The sequence below is a fragment of the Streptomyces omiyaensis genome (assembly GCF_014650895.1).
Lineage (GTDB): Bacteria > Actinomycetota > Actinomycetes > Streptomycetales > Streptomycetaceae > Streptomyces > Streptomyces omiyaensis.
The window spans coordinates 247,927-264,694 of record NZ_BMVV01000009.1; the positions used below are offsets into that span (position 1 = coordinate 247,927).

The window sequence follows — 16,768 nt, forward strand, 5'->3', positions numbered from 1 at the left end:
GTCCGCGTGCCGGCCGTACGACGCGGCTCCCCGCGCATCAGTAGGCCCCCTGTCCGTGCAGCACCGCGCGCAGCGTCTTCCACAAGATCACCGTGTCCAGGGCGAGCGACCAGTCCTCCACGTACCGCAGGTCCAGCCGCACCGCCTCCTCCCACGGCAGGTCGCTGCGTCCGCTGATCTGCCACAGACCGGTCAGGCCGGGCTTGACCAGCAGCCGCCGCCGGATGTCCGGTCCGTACGCGGCGGACTCCTCGGGTAACGGCGGCCGAGGACCGACCAGCGACATCGATCCGGTCAACACGTTGAAGAGCTGCGGCAGTTCGTCGATCGAGTAGCGGCGCAACACCGCTCCCACCCGGGTCACCCGCGGGTCCCGGCGAAGCTTGAAGAGGGGCCCGGCGCCCTCGTTGAGCTCTTCCAGCCCGGCGCGCGCCCGGTGGGCGTCGGCGACCATCGTCCGGAACTTGAGGATGGTGAACTCGCGTCCGTCCTTGCCGACCCGGCGCTGGCGGTAGAAGGCGCCGCCCCGGCTGTCGACCGCGACGAGCAGCGCGACCAGCGCCATCAGCGGGGCGAAGAGCAGCAGCAGCACCGCCGCGCCCAGCCGGTCGACGACCTCCTTGACCGCCCGGGGACCCCCGCTGAAGGTCGGCATGCTGACCCGCAGCAGCGGGATCCCGAGCACCGCGTCGACGTGCAGCCGCGGTCCGGCCACCTCCATCAGCACCGGTGCCACGACCATCTCGGCGTCGCTGCCCTCCAGGTTCCAGGCGAGCCGGCGCAGCCGGTCGGGCGACCAGTGCGGGTCCGGCGTGACCGCCACGACCCGGTAGCCGTCGCGCCGCACGTGCGTGGAGACGTCCGCCAGCGGCCCGACCACCGGCACGCCGTCCACGTGGTCGCCGTCGGGCCCCAGGCCGTCCGTCGTGCACACCGCGTCCACCCGCCAGCCGAGGTGCGGGAACTTCCGGGTCCGGTCGATCAGGTCGCGCACGGTGTCCGCGCTGCCGGCGGCCAGCACCGGTCGCAGACACCTGCCCTCCTTCCGCTGCTTGTGCAGCCACAGGCGCAGCAGGTACCGCGCGGTCATGGTGACGAGCGCGATCGCGGGGATCGCGACGAAGATCCAGAGTTTGATGTTCCGCGAGGTCAGGGCGATGCCGCCGAGCGCCAGGACGACGGTGGCCGCGAACAGCGAGCGTCCGAGCCGGCGGAACTCCTCCGCGCCCTGGCCGAGCACGGCCGGCGCCCACGCGCGGCCCACCGCGAGCGTCCCCAGCACCAGCAGCTGGGTGCCGAACGCCAGGATGCCCCACTTCTCGTGCCAGTTCGCCGCGTCGCGGACGCCGAAGAACTCGCCGATCGTGCCCACCACGAGGGCGGTGGTCACGGTGTCGCTGATGATGACGGTACGGCGGTAGCGCTGCTCCCAGTCGGTGGCAGGCCGGTCGATCGTCCCGTCCGCCAGACGCTCGTGCGCCGACGGAAACGGGCTGACTAGTCCCCCTTGCCGCACAGAACCCCCCAGGTCCCAGTGGTTCGACGTGTTCGCCCGACACTCCTCGGGAGGCCCCCGCCCCTTCCCCGGCGCGGACGTCCCGGCACTTTCGGCATTGCGTGGACCACACATCCCGACGGCGGCAGGCGCACCTGCCCCGTCGGGCGATCGAAACGCGCGCGGAAACCTCGCAGAACCCCGGGTGCTCCCCACACCCGGGGACCCCCCTGGGTCCCCGCGAACCGATCGTCCCCGCGGTCTCGTGCCGGGGACGCGAAACTGGCTTTGCGTAGCGCCGGACCGGGGGGACCACCTGTGGTCGCCTCCGGCCGGGCCGTCTGAAGCATGGTCAATCTAGAGCATCGGAACGGGAGTTGGAGAGAGGATGTGGGTAATTTGTGGTCAAACTTTGAGCCTGTCTCCACCGGTCCCCAACCGTCCGTATCCGCCCCTGGCGTCCCCTCCGCTCCAGAGGTCGGCCGGAGGCCCACCCGCAGGTGAAGGAGGGGTGGACGGGCGTCGTCGGGGTGCGCGGGACGGTGCCCCGCGCACCCCGCCCCGAGCGCGTCAAGGGCGCCCCGCCGACGCGCGCCCCCGGCCGGAACGGCCGGAAATCGGGGCTGGAAGCGGAGGGGCGCGAGGGCGCGAGGGAGGCGCGCACTGCGCGGAGGTCAGCGCCCCCGGACGGGGCCGTCGGCGGCGGGCGGCTCCGTGCCCCCGGACGGGGCGGTGTCCGCCCCGGGGGCGAGCAGGGCGAGCGGTCCGCCGATCTCGTGGCCGGCATCCGCGGGGTGGCGGAAGGGGGACGAGATGTCGATGCGGTGGCGGTTGCGCCGCCCGTCGGTGCCGCGCGTGCGGGTGAGGTACCCGCCGGCCTCCAGGTCGGCGACGATGGCCCGCACGGTGCGCTCGGTGATGCCGCAGCGCTCGGCCACGTCCCGCAGCCGCACTTCCGGGTCGCGGGCGAGGGTGAGCGGCACGCGCGCGTGACTGGTGAGGAAGGTCCACCCGGAGCGTCCGGGTCTTCACGGCGCGTGTCTCCCTCCCTCCCGCTCGGCCAGCGTTTACCCGTTGCGTATTTCGCGTAAATATTGACGTGTATGTCGCCCCGGCGGACACTCGGGGTACACGCCCTCCCGGTCCAGGAGGCGAGATGACCGCGTCCCCCGAGTCCACCCCGCCGGCCCCGCCCCGGCGCGACGCGGACGACGCCCGGATGTGGACGCGGACGGCACCGGCACCCGACGGCACCGGGGCCGCGATCCTCGTCCGGCTCGGCGGCGAGATCGACCTGGACACCGCCGAGGGACTGGAGACCGCCCTCACGGCGGCCCTGTCCGGGTGCCACGACGGCGCCGGCCTCCTCCTCGACCTCTCCGAGGTCTCCTTCTGCGACTCCACGGGACTCAACACGCTGCTGAGACTGCGCCTGCTCGCGCTGGGCCGGCACACCCCCCTGACGATCGGCGCGGCGAGCGACCAGGTCTCCCGCCTCCTCGACGTCACCGGGACCGGCGCCCTCTTTGCCTTCCCGCCCCGCCCCGCGGCCCCCGCCGACGGCCCCCCGTGACGCCCCGGGCCCGCACCGGCGCCCCGCGGCCCCCGGCATGACCGCCCGCGCGGCGGGTAGAAGCGGCGGCGAGGCGAGGAGCCCGCCATGAGGATCCTGACGATGGGCGTCGAGGAAGAGTTCGTCCTGGTCGACCGGACGACACGCGCCCCGGTGAACCGCGCGCCCGACGTCATCCGGCGGGCGGGCCGAGAACTCGGCGATCTGGTCCAGGCCGAATTCTTCAACGCCCAGATCGAGACCTGCACCCGCGTCACCACCGACCGCGAGGACCTGCGCGCGCAACTCTCCCGGCTGCGCGGCGCCGTGGGCTCGGCCGCCCTGGCCGCCCACTGCGTGCCGGTCGCCAGCGGCACCCCCGTGCTCCCGCCCGAGGAGCCGCTGACGGTGACGGACACCGAGCGCTACCGGCTGATGGCCCGCCACTTCGCCCCGCTGGTCACCCGAGAGGACGGCGTCACGCGCGACGACGGGCTCGTCTGCGGCTGCCACGTCCACGTCGGCACCCTCGACCGCGCGCGGGCCCTCGCCCTCGCCCAGCACATGCGGCCCTGGCTGCCCGTGCTCCAGGCACTGGCGGGGAACTCGCCCTACGCGGGCCGCCACGACACCGGCTACCAGAGCTGGCGGGCCGTCGAGCACGCGCGCTGGCCCACCGTCGGCCCCACCCCGGTCCTCGACGAGCCCCAGTACCTCGCGCACGTCGCCCGGCTCGTCGCCGACGGGACCCTCCTCGACGACCGCATGGTCTACTGGCACGCCCGTCCCTCCGAGCACGTGCCGACCCTGGAGATCAGGGTCGCCGACACCAACGCCGACCTCGACACCGTGGTGCTGCTCGCGGTCCTGGTCCGCGGGCTCGCCGCCACCCTCCTCGCCCGCGTCGACGCCTCGGTCCCCCCGCCCCGGGTCCCCGCGCGCCGGCTGCTCCACGCCCACCGGCTCGCCGCCGCGCGGGGCCTCACGGGCCCCGGCGTCGACCCGCTGGACGGCCGGGAGCGCCCCGCCCCCGCGCTCCTGGACGACCTCCTCGCCCTCGCCCGGCCCGGTCTCGACGCCGCCGGCGACACCGACTGGGCGTGCGAGCGGTGGCGGCACGTCCGCGCCGAGGGCGGCGGCGCCGCGCGCCAGCGGGCCGTCCTCCGCCGGTACGGCCGGTTCGGCGCCGTGGTCGACGCGCTGGCCGCGGCGACGGTGGCGGGCTGACCCCGGGGGCACCGCGGTCCCGGCCGCTCCGGCGAGCCGTTCGTGACCCGCGCCCGCCGGAAGCGGTTCGGAACGGCGGGCGCGGGCAGTCGCGCGATGACCGCGCCGTCCGGCTTCCGGACGAGAAGGGTGGTACGCCATGCCCGCCTACCCGCACGAGAACGAGAAGCCGGACGCCGCCGTCCGGCCGGGCGCCGAGGAGAAGCCGCACGACGCGCGGAGACCGTACGGCGCCGACGGGCCGGACGGCGCGGAGAGGCCGTACGGCAGGGGCGGACCGCCCCGGATCAGGCCGCTCCCCGAGGGACCGGTGCTGGTCGAGGGGCCCGCCGAGATCGTCATGCCGGACGGCACCGTGATCCGCTGCGACCGGCCGGTGATGGCGCTCTGCACGTGCCGGCGCAGCCTGCGGCAGCCGTTCTGCGACACCAGCCACCGCCCGCGCAGACCGCGCCGCCCCGGTGGCCCGCGCAAGGAGGCGCAGCAGCCATGACGCCCGCGCGGACGGCCGTCGAGGCCCCGCCCCGGCTGCCCGAGGCCCGCGGCGAGGTGTCCCACGCGCTGCGGGCCCGGCTCCTCGGCGGCGGCTCCGCCCTCCTCCCCGGCGCGGGTCGGATCGCCCGCGCCGCCCCGTACGGGGAGGACCTCCAGCTGGCCCTCCACCTCTGCTACGAACTCCACTACCGGGGCTTCGCGGGCGTCCCCGACACCCTGGAATGGGACCCCGGCGTCCTCGGGATCCGGGCCCTCCTGGAGCACCGCTTCGAGAGCGCGCTGCGCCACGACTGCCGCACGGCGCCCGACGCGGGCGAGGCGCTGGCCGCCCTGCTCGCGGAACCGCCCGGCGGCACCGGCGTCTCCCGCTTCCTGGTGTCCTCCGGCACGCCGTGGCACCTGCGCGAGTACGCGGCCCTGCGCTCCGTGCAGCAGCTGCGCGAGGCCGATCCGCACCTCTGGGTCGTCCCCCGGCTGCGCGGCCGCGCCAAGGCCGCCATGGCGGCCGTCGAGTACGACGAGTACGGCGGCGGGCGCGAGGAGAGGATGCACTCCCGCCTGTACGCCGACCTCATGACCGATCTGGGGCTCGACCCCTCGTACGGACGGTTCGTGGACCTGGTCGGCGCGGAGACGCTGGCGGCCTCGAACCTGATGTCGCTGTTCGGACTCCACCGGAGGCTGCGCGGGGCGCTCGTCGGCCACTTCGCCGTCCTGGAGACCACCTCGCCGCCCGCCGCCTCCCGCATCGCCGTCGCGATGCGCCGGACCGGTGCCGGACCCGCCGCGGAGCGGTACTTCGACGAACACGTCGAGGCCGACGCGGTCCACGAACAGCTGGTGCGCCGCGACGTCGTGGGCGGGTTCCTGGACGACGAGCCCGCGCACGCACCGGCCGTCGCCTTCGGCATCGCGGCGACCCTCCTCCTGGACGACCGCTTCGGCGACCACGTCCTGGACGCCTGGAGCCGCGGCGAGAGCGCCCTGCGCGGCCCGCTGCCGGCCCGCCCCGACGGCGAGCGGCCGGGGCCCCCGGCACGGGAGGGCCCGTGAGGCCGGGCGGACCGCGCGCGGCCCGCATGTCCGGCCGGGACGGGGGCACACGCGCTGGTATCGAATCCCCGTGCCGGTCACCGGCCGGCCGGGCCGCGGACAGCGGAGGTGCCGTCATGGTTCCCCTTCTTCTCGTACTCCTCCTGATCCTGGTGCTGTTCGGTGCGGGTTTCGCGCTCGACGTGCTCTGGTGGGTGGCCATCGCCGTGCTGGTGCTGTGGCTGCTCGGCTTCTTCATGCGCAGCGGGAACGGCCGCTGGTACCGCTGGTGAGCGGGCTCCCCGCCCCTGCGCGCCGCACTTCCCGGCAGGTGCGCGACCGCTGTTAGCCTGCGGGCACGATCGGGGGGAGAGAGACCGGCAGGCCGCGCGAAGGAACCGGCCGGCAGCGGAGCGGAGCGCGTACTGATCCTGGCCGGCTTCGTGAACCGGGTCGGCAACGGCCTCTTCAACACGGCGTCGGCGCTCTACTTCACCCTGGTCGTGGGCCTTCCGGCGGCGCAGGTCGGCGCCGCCCTCACCGTCGCCGGCCTGATCGGCCTCCTCGCGGGCGCGCCGGGCGGCCGCCTGGCCGACCGGTGCGGTCCGCGCACGGTCATGATGCTCGCCCTCGCCGTCCAGGCCGTGGCGATGTCCGCCCTCGTCCTCGTCGACGACGGGGCCGGCCTCACGCTCGTCGCCACCGTCGACCAGCTCGCCGCCGCCCTCGGCGCCACCGGCCCCGCCCTCGAACGCTGGGGCGCCCGCACCCGTCCCCGGTACGCGCGGGCCGCCCCGGAAGCTGCCGGGGAACCGGACGCGGCCCGCGCCTGAACACGCCCGTCCGCCGGGCGCGGCCCGTTCAGCCGCGTCCGGCGGGCGCGCCGAGGTAGCGGACGTGGGGACGGCCGTCCGGCGCCGGGTGGGTGACCGCGGCGCGGACCCCGTAGACGTCGGCCACCAGCCGCTCGGTGAGCACCTCCGCCACCGGTCCTGCGGCCGCGACGCGCCCCTCGCGCAGGACCACCAGGTGGTCGCAGTACAGGGCCGCGAGGTTGAGGTCGTGCAGCGCCATGACGCAGGTCAGGCGCAGGCCCGAGACCAGGGCCAGGAGATCGAGCTGGTGCCGGACGTCGAGGTGGTTCGTCGGCTCGTCGAGCAGCAGCTCGCGGGGTTCCTGGGCGAGGGCGCGGGCGAGCTGCACGCGCTGCCGCTCGCCGCCGGAGAGCGTGTGCCAGGTGCGGTGGGCCAGACCGGAGAGACCGGTGCGGGCGAGCGCGGAGCGCACGGCCTCCTCGTCGGCGGCCGTCGGCGGGGACCAGGCCCGCCGGTACGGCAGCCGCCCGAGACGCACGGCGTCGGCGACCGTGAGGCCGACCTGGGTGTCGGCGTGCTGCCCGACGACGGCGACCCGCCGGGCCAGTTCGCGCCGGGGGAGGCCGCGCAGGGGATCGCCGTCCAGCGTCACCACCCCGGTCTCCGGGGCCAGGACCCCCGCCAGCAGGCGCAGCAGCGTGGACTTGCCCGAGCCGTTCGGGCCCAGCAGCCCGGTGAGCGCGCCGGGACGCGGTGCCAGGGTCACGCCGTCCAGGACGAGCGCCCCGCCGGCGGTCCGCGAGACGCGCTCGGCGCGCAGTCCCGTACGGCCGGGGGCGGGTGAGGGGGCGTCGGTCATCGCGCGCTCCTGGTGCGGTGGAGGACGAGTACGAACGCGGGGACGCCCACGAGCGAGGTCACCACGCCGACCGGCACCTCCTGGGGGTCGAGGACCGTACGGGCGAGGGTGTCCGCCCAGACCAGGAAGACCGCCCCGGCCGGTGCGGCCAGCGGCAGCAGCCGGGCGTGCCCCGGTCCGGCGAGGGCGCGGAGCGCGTGCGGCAGGACCAGGCCGACGAAGCCGATCGCGCCCGCGGCGGCCACCAGGACGGCGGTCAGCAGCGCCGTGACCGTCAGGAGGGCCAGCCGGGTCCGGGCCACCGGCACGCCGAGCGTCGCCGCCGTCTCCTCGCCGAACGCGAAGGCGTCGAGCGTGCGGGCGTGTCCGCCGCAGACCAGCAGCGCCGCGACGAGCACCGCCCCGCACACGCCGACGTCGGTCCAGTCGGCGCCGGTCAGCGAGCCGAGCAGCCAGAACAGCACGCCCCGGGTGGTCTCGGCGTCGGCGGCGGTCATCACCACGAACGACGTCAGCGCGGAGAAGAGCTGCATCGCCGCCACCCCGGCCAGGACGACGCGGTCCGTCGTCCCGCCCAGCGTGTGGCTGAGGAGCAGGACCAGCGCGAAGGAGGCGAGCGCCCCCAGGAAGGCGCCCCCGGCGACGGAGACCGCGCCCCCGCCCACGCCGAGCACGACGACCGCCACCGCCCCGGTCGACGCGCCGGACGACACGCCGAGGACGAACGGGTCGGCGAGCGGATTGCGCAGCAGGGACTGCATCACCACTCCGCAGACCGCGAGTCCGGCCCCGCACACGGCCGCGAGGAGCGTGCGCGGCAGCCGCAGTTCCCAGACGATGCCGTCCCGGATCGGGCTCAGGCCGGACGGACCGCCCCCGAGCCGGGACACGACCACCGACCAGGTGTCCGCGACGCGGATGTCGGCCGGGCCGAGGGTCACCGCGAGGGCGACGGAGACGCCCAGGAGCAGCACCCCGGCCACCCCGGCGACCAGCGGACGGCTCCGGGGGGAACGGACGCTCCCGTCCTTCTCCCGTCCGGACCGGCCGGCCGTCGCCGGGCCGGGGCCCGTCACTTCGCGAACCCGTACGTCCGCAGCGCGGCGGCCACCTTCTCGATGCCCTCGACGGTGCGGATCGTCGGGTTCATCGCCTGTCCGCTGAGGACCACGTACCGCTTCTTCCGCACGGCCGTCATGTTCCGGGTCACCGGGTGCGACTCCAGGAACCCGACCTTCGTCGCGGCGCTCTCGGCCGACTGCGCCCTGCGGGTCAGGTCGGCGATCACCAGCACGTCGGGGTCGCGGTCGACGACGGTCTCCCAGTTGATCTGCGGCCACTCCTCCCGGGTGTCGGCGAAGACGTTACGCACCCCGAGCGCGCCGCTGACGATCCCGGGCGCGCCGCAGCATCCGGCCATGTACGGCCCCTGCGCGTCGGAGAACCAGTAGAGGACGGACGCCTCGCCGAAGCCGGCGCCGGCCGCGGCCGCGTCCACCCGGGCGCGGAGCTCGCCGACGAGCTTCTCGCCGCGTTCCGGGACGCCGAAGATCCGGGCCAGGTCGCGGACTTCGCCGTACACGGCGTCCATGGTGAGGGGCGCGGTCCGCACCCCGTCGCCGTCGCCGCCGTTGTCCTTGCCGACGCAGTCGGCGGGGGAGACGTAGGTGGGCACGCCCAGCTTCGTGAACCGTTCCCGGGGCGCCACGCCGCCCTCGCCCAGCGTGTGAAGGAAGGAGGCGCTGACGAAGTCGGGCTCGGCGTCGAGGACCTTCTCGAAGGACGGGTAGCGGTCGGCCAGCCGCGGCACCGCTGCGTTCGCCTTCTCCAGACCCTTGAGGACGGGGTCCGTCCAGGTGGCGGTGCCCGCCATGCGGTCGGCGAGGCCGAGCGAGAGCAGGATCTCCGCCGACCCCTGGTCGAGCGCGACGGCGCGGCGCGGCGGGCGGTCGACCTCGACCCGCTGCCCGCAGTTGTCGACGGCGACGGCGACGGGGGCCGGAGCGGGGCCCGCCCCCTCCTCCCCGGCCGGGGCCGCCGGACCTCCGGCGCCGCAGCCGGCCACGAGTACGGCGCCGGCCACGAGCAGCGCGGCGGGACGGACGGAAGGGGGGAGGGGCACGTGAGGAGTCCTCTGCGTCACGGCTCATGCGCGGAGCCTGTCGTACGGTGCTCCCCGGACGGCGGTCCGCGCCCCCGGGGCCGCCAGCAGGTCTTCGGACTCGGGGTCGTCCGGACGGAACGCCTTCCCGGACCCTCCTGGTCCAGTGGCCGATGTCCCGCCCGTCACCCTCACCGCTGCGCGTCAGCTCCGGATTCCCACCGGATTCCCCGACCCGTGCACGTACCGCGCCTGCGATACGTACAGAGGTGCGACTGGCCCGGGCAAGCTATCACAAGAGGATCTTGCCCCCGCCGTGCTCTCCCGGCGTCCCGGCCCGCGTCCGGCGGGTCCGGGCGCCCGGGGCTCAGCCCCGGCGGCGGACGGCCGCCAGGGCGTCCTTCACCTGCCGGGCGACGCGCGCCGCGTCCTCGGGGTTGTGCACGACGTCCGTCTCGTTCATGTCGACGACGAGGACCTCGCTGACCGAGTAGTGCTTGTGCACCCAGTCGTCGTACCCCGACCAGAGCGTCCGGTAGTACTCGACGAGGCCCTCGTCCTGCTCGAAGTCGCGCCCCCGCAGGCCGATGCGGTGCAGCACCGTCTCGAAGTCCGCCTTGAGGTAGACCATGAGGTCGGGCGCCTTGCGGTAGGGCAGGCCCTCGATCTCGCGCATCATCTCGTCGAGCAGCCCCTCGTACACCCGCATCTCGAGGGAGGTGATCCGGCCGAGGTCGTGGTTGACCTTGGCGAAGTACCAGTCCTCGTAGATGGACCGGTCGAGGACGCTGTCGTCCCCCTTGTACGCCTCCTTGATCGAGGCGAACCGGGTCTGCAGGAAGTACAGCTGGAGGAGGAAGGGGTAGCGCTTGGCCTGGATCTCCTCGGGGCTCGCCGAGTAGAAGAGCGGCAGGATCGGGTTGTCGTCCACGCTCTCGTAGAAGACGTCGCTGCCCAGCTCCTTCGCCAGCAGCTCGGCCACGCTCGTCTTGCCGATCCCGATCATGCCTCCGACGCAGATCACCGGCATACCTCACTTCTCCCTGGGGTCTTCTGTCCGTGGACGGGGGCTGGGCTTCCCGCACCACGGGGACGCACGCCGGTGGTCACGCGATTCCCCGGATTCTCGTGATCCACGTCATGATGCCCGCCGCCGTCGGCGGCGCTCCGCGGCCCGCGGCCGCCCTGAATTTTAAAGGACGATCCGCCCGGTCCCGTCCCCCGCTCCGGCTCCGCGCTCAGGGGGCGGCGGAGGCCGGGGGAGCGGGGGCGAAGGAGCCCAGCACGTGCGCGACGTGGGCGCGCAGGCGCGCGGGGGGATAGGGGCCGAGGTGGAGCAGGAGCCGGTAGTACAGCGGTCCGTAGAGCAGGTCGACGACCATCTCCACGTCCGCGTCCGGGGCGAGCTGCCCGTGGTCGCGGGCGAGGCGCAGGCGGTCGCGGGCGGCGGCGACGCGCGGGTCGAGGAGCTGGGCGCGCAGCTCGCGGGCGAGGGCCGGGTCGTGCTGCGTCTCGGCGATGATGCCGGCGTACACGGAGGCGCGGGGACCCGACAGGATGTTGGCGAGGACGGCGGTCATCTGCGTGCGCAGGTCGGCGACGACGTCGCCGGTGTCCGGGAACCGGGTGGCGGTCCCGGCCAGTTCGACGAAGGCCTCCAGGACGACCGCGCCCTTGGTCGGCCACCACCGGTAGATCGTCTTCTTGCTCACGCCCGCGCGCGCGGCGATGGCTTCGACGGTGACGTTCCCGTACCCGTGTTCCACGCACAGCTCCATGGCGGCGTCCAGGATCGCCCGGTGGCTCTTCTCGCTGCGCCGCTGGGGGTTGGGTGTCGGGTTCATGGCGCGACCTTACAGGAAACGGCACGTGTCGTGTTGACAGTGCGAGGCCACCGCCCGCAGAATTCGTGACACGACACGTGCCGTGTCTTTCCGGCCGTGCCGGGGTCCATCGCCCGACGCACGCCAGGGGGAGGGGCGTCGAGCGGCGGACGAGGAGAGGGAAGAAGACCCATGGGAGACACCGTCAAGGTCGGCGTCGTCGGAGCGCACGCCACGCGTGGCTGGGCGCGCGCGGTGCACCTGCCCGCGCTCTCCGCGCTGCCCGACTACGAGATCACCGCCGTCGCCGGCACCGGCGAGGCCTCGGCCCGGGCCGCGGCACAGGTGTGGGGCGCGGCGCACGCGTTCGACGACCCGCACGCGCTGATGGCCCACCCGGACGTCGACCTCGTCGTCATAGCCGTCCAGCTGACCGGCCGCGACGGCCTCGTCGACGCGGCCGTCGCGGCCGGCAAGCACGTCTACTGCGAGTGGCCGCTCGCCCTGGGCGCCGCGCCCGCGGAGGTCTTCCGGGCGCGCGCGGAAGCGGCCGGGGTGCGCCACGCCGTCGGCCTCCAGAGCCGCCACCACCCGGCGGTCCGGCAGCTGCGGCGCCTGGTGGCGGACGGACGGGTCGGCGAGGTGCTGTCCGCCACGCTCACCTACTCCCTCTCCGCCCCCGAGGTCTGGTCGCGGCGGTACGCGGCCCTGTTCGACGCCACCAAGGGCGTCAACCACCTCGCCGTCGTCGCCGGCCACTCCCTCGACATGTTCCGCTCCGCCGTGGGCGACTTCACCGAACTGTCGGCGACGCTGGCCACCCGCATCACCGCCGTCACCGTCGAGGAGACCGGCGAACGGATCGAGGTGACCTCGCCCGACCAGATCGTGGTCGGCGGCCTCCTGGAGTCCGGCGCGGCCGCGTCGGCGCACTTCATGACCGGAGGCCCGGCGGGCGACGGCTTCCGCATCGAGGTGCACGGCCGGGCCGGCCGCCTGGTCCTGTCCGCCTCGGACGACTCCCTGGTGGGACCCGAGTTCACCCTGTACGGCTCCGACGGCACGGGCGTCCCGGTCCGGCTGCCGGTCCCCGACCGCCGTGTCCTCCCGGACGCGCCGCCCGCCGTCGCCAACGTCGCCGAGGTGTACGCGGACCTGGCCCGCGCCATCCGCACCGGCGGCCGGCTCACCCCGGACTTCGCCACCGCCACCGCCACCCACCGCCTCCTCGACGCCGTCCGGGAGGCCGCGACCACCGGCACGCGCCAGCGCCTGAAGTGACGGGCGGACGCCGTCCGCGGCGCCCCGTCCCCGCCCTCGGCGAGCGGGATCCGGAGGCCCGCGGCGATCCGCGGGACGCTCGTCCCCCGAAGGGGGTTCAGCATCCGCCGGTCCTCGTGTTCGATGGGGTCCCCCGCGTGCTCACCGCCGCGCGCCCGCGCGCCGGGCCCGCCGGGAGAACGGCTCGATCGTGTGGGAACGGGACAGCGGAGCGAGGAGGTCGTCATGGGAGACGCCGAACGGGCGGCGGGCGCTTTACGGTTGCTGCTCGCCGCCGAGGACGCGGACGCGGACCCGCGGGCCCTGCGGAGGCGGGCGAGGGTGCGCCTGCTGGTGGAGGACCGCCTGCGGACCACCGACCTGGGGACGGCGGCACTGGCGCGGCTCGGGGCGGAGCCGGGCGGGGGCGCGTTCGCCATCGCCGTGTCCGTCCTGGCCGACGAGATCGCGCGGGACGCCACCTTCGCCTCCTTCCTCGACGAAGCCGTCGCGGAGGCCCGGCGGCCGGAGGCTCCCGCCGGCCCCACGGCCGCCACGCCGCCGGCGCCACCCGCCACCGCTCCGGCCGGCCCGGCGCCCACCGGTCCGCCGGACGCTCCGCCGTCGGTGTCCGCCGGCGGTCCGTCAGGGGCCCGGCCGCCCGTGCCTCCCGCGCCGCCCCTCGCCCCGTACGGCGGGGATCCGTACGGTCCCGTGCCGCCGCAGGGGGCTTCGGCCGCGTACCTGCTGCCCCCGGCGGCGCGCGGGCCGCTGCCGCCCGCGCTCGCCCGGCACCCCTGGTGGATCTGGCTGCTCGGCTTCCCGACCGTCGCCGTCCTGTCGCTGCTCCTCGCGCTCCTCGGGTTCGGCCCGGTGGGACTGGTGCTCGGGCCGCTCGCGCTCGTCTGCCTGATGAGCTCCTTCGGCTGGGCGCTGTGGCTGCTGCGCAGCTACCACAGCACCTCCCTGGTCGCCGCGGCGAGCTTCCACGGCGGGCTGCTGCTCGTGGCGGCGCTGAGCATCCTCGGCAACCTCGTCTGACGGCCCCGCCCGCCCCGCCCGCCGGCGGCGGGGCGGGGCACCCTGCCGGGCCGTGCAACCGAAGGACGGCGCGGCGCGTGTATCGGCGGAGACGGCGACCGCCGTCGGACGGGGCGGCCGTGCGGGGTGGATCCGGCACGGCCCGGAGGAACAGGAGCCGTGCCGTGCCGGACCAGAAGGACGACCGGGTGCTCGAAGCGTTCCGCCAGGAGTGCGAGGCGCTCGACGCCGCCGTGTCGGGACTGTCCGCGGCCGAGTGGAAGCTGCCGACGCGCTGTGCCCCCTGGTCGGTGCGCGAGCTGCTCGGGCACGTCGGCGTGGTGATCGACTGGCTGCCGGGCATGCTGGACGCCCCGGCTCCGCGGCGCGCGGAGATCTCCGCCGCGGAGTACTACCGCCCGGACGAGCGGTTCTCCCCGCCGGCCAACGGCACGCGGATCGCCCTGGCCCGGGAGCGGGCGGCCCGCACGGCCGACGGCGCCGCCTCCGCCGGGGAGTTCGCCGCCACCTGGCGGCGGGCCGACCGGCTGTGCCGGGCCGAACCGGCCGGCCGGACCGTGCGGACGCGCCACGGCGACGCGATGCTCCTGTCGGACTTCCTCCTCACCCGCGTCGTGGAGGTCGCCGTCCACGGCCTCGACGTCGCCGACGCCCTCGGCCGCGAGCCCTGGCTGACCGCGCGGGCCGGGGACGCCGTGACGGAGCTGCTGCTCGGGGCGGACCACGAGGCGGCGGTCGAGGGCCTCGGCTGGAGCCGGCCCCGCTTCCTGCGCAAGGCCACCGGCCGGGAGCCCCTCGACGCGACGGAGGCCGCCCGGGTGGAGCGCCTCGGCGTCCGGTGGCTCGCCCTGGGCTGACACCCGCGACCCGCCGGGCGGCCCGGACGCCGCCGGCCCCGCCGAAGGCTCCGCGGCCGTCCGCCCCGGGTCTCCTCCCGGCCGGCACCGCCCCCGGCGCGACCGGCGGCCCATCACCGCACGGGGCCGCCGGCGGGGGAGCCGCGCGGGAACCGGGGACGAACCCCGGAGGCAGCACGCGCTCTTGCGCCACAACGGCGTCTTCCGGCCAACATCGTGACGATCCGGTCCCTCCGGACAACCGGACGTCCCCCCGCCCCCTCTCACAGCGCGGGACACGGCGAGTGCCCCACGCCGCGTGGGCCCCGGGGCGCGACAGCCCCGGCCGGCCGCGGCCGCTCACCGCACACACCATCCGGAGGACGAGGGAACGATGACGACGACGCGCACCAACCGGCCACGGCGACCGCTGCTCGTGGGAACCACGGCCGTCGCCGCCATGGCCGTGACGGTCGGCTTCATGACCGCGGCGCCGGAGCAGGCGAAGGCCGCGACCGGTCCGAAGCTGAGCCTCATCGCGGCGACCGGCTCGGTCACGCTCACCTCCTGGAAGGAGGAGCCGGGCGTCTACCTCGACCTCGGCACCTACCTGACGGCGGAGGGCACGCCGCTGGAGCTGAAGGTCACCCGCAAGTCCTACAAGGACCCGGTGACCATCGCCCAGACCGTCTTCGAGGGCGGCAGGACCACGACCAGGACGCTGCCCGTGGGCACCGTGAAGGACTTCTCCGGCCTCCCCGGCTTCGCCGAGGTCACCGTCACCGACAAGACGGGCAAGGTGGTCGCCAGCCGCAAGGAGAACTTCTGCCCCAACAACGCCAGCGGACGGGTCCGGCCCGACGCCCCGGCCACCTCGAAGTACCCGGAGAGCTGCCCCACCAACCCCTTCACCCTCGGCTCCGTGTGGGGCATCGAGAAGGGCTGGGCCGCCAACACCTACGCCGGTTCCTACACCGAGCCGGTGAAGCTCGCGGCCGGCACGTACACCGCCAAGGTGCGCGTCGCCAAGAAGTACCGCGACCTCTTCGGGATCGCCGACAAGCCCGCGACCGTCAAGGTCACCATCGAGGAGCGCAGCTGGGAGAACGGCCGCGCGGCCGCCGCCTCCGAACACGCCGGACACGGAGCGGGACACCAGACCCCCGCCGCGCACGCCGGCCACGGAGCGGGGCACGCCCCGACGCCCGCCCAGGCGGCGGCGCCCGTGACCAGCGGCGCCGGCCCCTCGTACAACGTGGGCCACGGACCCCTCAAGGCCGCGCCCCCCGCCCTCCCGTGGGCGCTGAAGGTGCAGCAGACCGGCCGCGCCGGCGCGCAGGCCGCCGGGGACGGCACCGGGCAGACCGACGGCTCGCGCCAGGCGCCCGCCCTCACCCCGCGCTCCGCGCGGCCCACCGGCGCCCCCTCCGTCCCGGACGTCCCCAAGCCCGACCTGCGCTCGCTGCCGGCCTACGGCATCACCATCAGCGACGGCGGCGGCCAGAACGTCCCCGGCAAGGACTACCTGGCCTTCAGCGCCAACGTCTGGAACGCCGGCCCGGCCCAGCTCGTCGTGGACGGCTTCCGCTCGCCCGGCAAGGCCAAGATGGACGCCTACCAGTACTTCTACGACGCCAAGGGCAAGCAGGTCGGCTACACCCCGACCGGCACCATGGAGTGGGACCCGCGCCCCGGCCACGTGCACTGGCACTTCACCGACTTCGCCAGCTACCGCCTCCTGAAGGCCGACAGGAAGGAAGCCGTCCGCAGCGGCAAGGAGGCCTTCTGCCTGGCCAACACCGACGCCGTCGACTACACGGTGAAGAACGCCAACTGGCACCCGTTCAACACCGACCTGTCCACCGCCTGCGGCCAGGAGAACTCCATCTCCGTCCGCGAGGTGCTGGACGTCGGCTCCGGCGACACCTACACCCAGGACCTGCCGGGCCAGTCCTTCGACATCACGGACCTGCCCAACGGCACGTACTACATCCAGGTGCTCGCCAACCCGGCCAAGCGCCTCAAGGAGACCGACCTCAACAACAACAGCGCCCTGCGCAAGGTCGTCCTCGGCGGCACCCCCGGCCGGCGCACCGTCACCGTTCCCGCGCACGACCTGGTGAACGCGAACTGACCCCGCGCGTGGGCCCCGCACCGGCCCCCGCGTCCCCGCCGCGCCCGGCCCTCCGCACCCGCGGAGGGCCGGGCGCGGCCGCGTCCCCGCCCGGCCGC

General features: G+C 75.2%; 17 protein-coding genes and 1 riboswitch. Of the genes, 10 read left to right on the forward strand and 7 right to left on the reverse strand.

Annotated features, from left to right (window positions below; translation table 11 throughout):
- Positions 1-37 precede the first annotated feature (37 nt).
- Both IE287_RS17875 and IE287_RS17880 read right to left on the reverse strand, forming a co-directional pair.
- Positions 38-1,516: a sugar transferase gene (locus tag IE287_RS17875; RefSeq protein ID WP_189850041.1), complete on the reverse strand. Its 1,479-nt coding sequence runs from the start codon at positions 1,514-1,516 to the stop codon at positions 38-40.
- A 653-nt stretch (positions 1,517-2,169) separates the two neighbouring features.
- Positions 2,170-2,478, reverse strand: coding sequence for a MarR family transcriptional regulator (locus IE287_RS17880; RefSeq protein ID WP_189850042.1), 309 nt, complete (start codon positions 2,476-2,478; stop codon positions 2,170-2,172).
- Between the two features lie 173 nt (positions 2,479-2,651).
- On the opposite strand from IE287_RS17880, the gene IE287_RS17885 reads away from it, so the two are divergent.
- The 6 genes from IE287_RS17885 to IE287_RS17910 all read left to right on the forward strand — a co-directional run bounded on the left by IE287_RS17885 (position 2,652) and on the right by IE287_RS17910 (position 6,634).
- A complete protein-coding gene (locus IE287_RS17885) occupies positions 2,652-3,068 on the forward strand; it encodes an STAS domain-containing protein (protein ID WP_189850043.1) in 417 nt (138 codons plus the stop codon).
- Positions 3,069-3,155: 87 nt separating this feature from the next.
- Positions 3,156-4,274 carry a carboxylate-amine ligase gene (locus IE287_RS17890; protein ID WP_189850044.1) on the forward strand — a complete coding sequence of 373 codons (1,119 nt, stop codon included), beginning with the start codon at positions 3,156-3,158 and terminating at the stop codon, positions 4,272-4,274.
- 139 nt (positions 4,275-4,413) lie between these two features.
- Positions 4,414-4,767: a CDGSH iron-sulfur domain-containing protein gene (locus IE287_RS39450; RefSeq protein WP_189850045.1), complete on the forward strand. Its 354-nt coding sequence runs from the start codon at positions 4,414-4,416 to the stop codon at positions 4,765-4,767.
- Entirely contained in the window at positions 4,764-5,822 is a 1,059-nt protein-coding gene (locus tag IE287_RS17900; RefSeq protein ID WP_189850046.1) for an iron-containing redox enzyme family protein, read from the forward strand. The genes IE287_RS39450 and IE287_RS17900 overlap by 4 nt, the downstream gene beginning before the upstream one ends.
- Before the next feature lie 116 nt (positions 5,823-5,938).
- Positions 5,939-6,094 (forward strand): hydrophobic protein, encoded by a 156-nt coding sequence (locus IE287_RS17905; protein ID WP_189850047.1) that lies wholly within the window; start codon positions 5,939-5,941, stop codon positions 6,092-6,094.
- Between the two features lie 138 nt (positions 6,095-6,232).
- On the forward strand, positions 6,233-6,634 hold the full coding sequence (locus tag IE287_RS17910) for an MFS transporter (RefSeq protein WP_268254989.1): 402 nt from the start codon (positions 6,233-6,235) through the stop codon (positions 6,632-6,634).
- A gap of 28 nt (positions 6,635-6,662) precedes the next feature.
- Here IE287_RS17910 and IE287_RS17915 read toward each other — a convergent pair whose 3' ends face one another.
- From IE287_RS17915 to IE287_RS17935, 5 genes are all read right to left on the reverse strand, one after another.
- Entirely contained in the window at positions 6,663-7,475 is an 813-nt protein-coding gene (locus tag IE287_RS17915) for an ABC transporter ATP-binding protein (RefSeq protein ID WP_189850048.1), read from the reverse strand.
- On the reverse strand, positions 7,472-8,470 hold the full coding sequence (locus IE287_RS17920; protein ID WP_229883561.1) for a FecCD family ABC transporter permease: 999 nt from the start codon (positions 8,468-8,470) through the stop codon (positions 7,472-7,474). Before IE287_RS17920 ends, IE287_RS17915 begins: the two co-directional genes overlap by 4 nt.
- Before the next feature lie 77 nt (positions 8,471-8,547).
- Positions 8,548-9,597, reverse strand: coding sequence for an ABC transporter substrate-binding protein (locus IE287_RS17925; RefSeq protein ID WP_189850050.1), 1,050 nt, complete (start codon positions 9,595-9,597; stop codon positions 8,548-8,550).
- A gap of 82 nt (positions 9,598-9,679) precedes the next feature.
- Positions 9,680-9,856, reverse strand: a riboswitch (cobalamin riboswitch).
- A gap of 87 nt (positions 9,857-9,943) precedes the next feature.
- Positions 9,944-10,606 (reverse strand): deoxynucleoside kinase, encoded by a 663-nt coding sequence (locus IE287_RS17930; RefSeq protein WP_189850051.1) that lies wholly within the window; start codon positions 10,604-10,606, stop codon positions 9,944-9,946.
- Between the two features lie 208 nt (positions 10,607-10,814).
- Entirely contained in the window at positions 10,815-11,420 is a 606-nt protein-coding gene (locus tag IE287_RS17935) for a TetR/AcrR family transcriptional regulator (RefSeq protein ID WP_189850052.1), read from the reverse strand.
- A 171-nt stretch (positions 11,421-11,591) separates the two neighbouring features.
- Between IE287_RS17935 and IE287_RS17940 the strand changes: the two genes are divergently transcribed.
- From IE287_RS17940 to IE287_RS17955, 4 genes are all read left to right on the forward strand, one after another.
- The gene (locus IE287_RS17940) at positions 11,592-12,680 is read left to right on the forward strand and encodes a Gfo/Idh/MocA family protein (RefSeq protein ID WP_189850053.1); all 1,089 of its coding nucleotides are present in this window, start codon (positions 11,592-11,594) and stop codon (positions 12,678-12,680) included.
- Positions 12,681-12,905: 225 nt separating this feature from the next.
- Complete coding sequence (locus tag IE287_RS39110; RefSeq protein ID WP_189850054.1) at positions 12,906-13,700, forward strand: hypothetical protein; 795 nt, start codon at positions 12,906-12,908, stop codon at positions 13,698-13,700.
- A gap of 164 nt (positions 13,701-13,864) precedes the next feature.
- Positions 13,865-14,557 carry a maleylpyruvate isomerase N-terminal domain-containing protein gene (locus IE287_RS17950; RefSeq protein WP_229883551.1) on the forward strand — a complete coding sequence of 231 codons (693 nt, stop codon included), beginning with the start codon at positions 13,865-13,867 and terminating at the stop codon, positions 14,555-14,557.
- 373 nt (positions 14,558-14,930) lie between these two features.
- On the forward strand, positions 14,931-16,670 hold the full coding sequence (locus IE287_RS17955; RefSeq protein WP_189850055.1) for a lysyl oxidase family protein: 1,740 nt from the start codon (positions 14,931-14,933) through the stop codon (positions 16,668-16,670).
- The last annotated feature ends 98 nt before the right edge of the window (positions 16,671-16,768 follow it).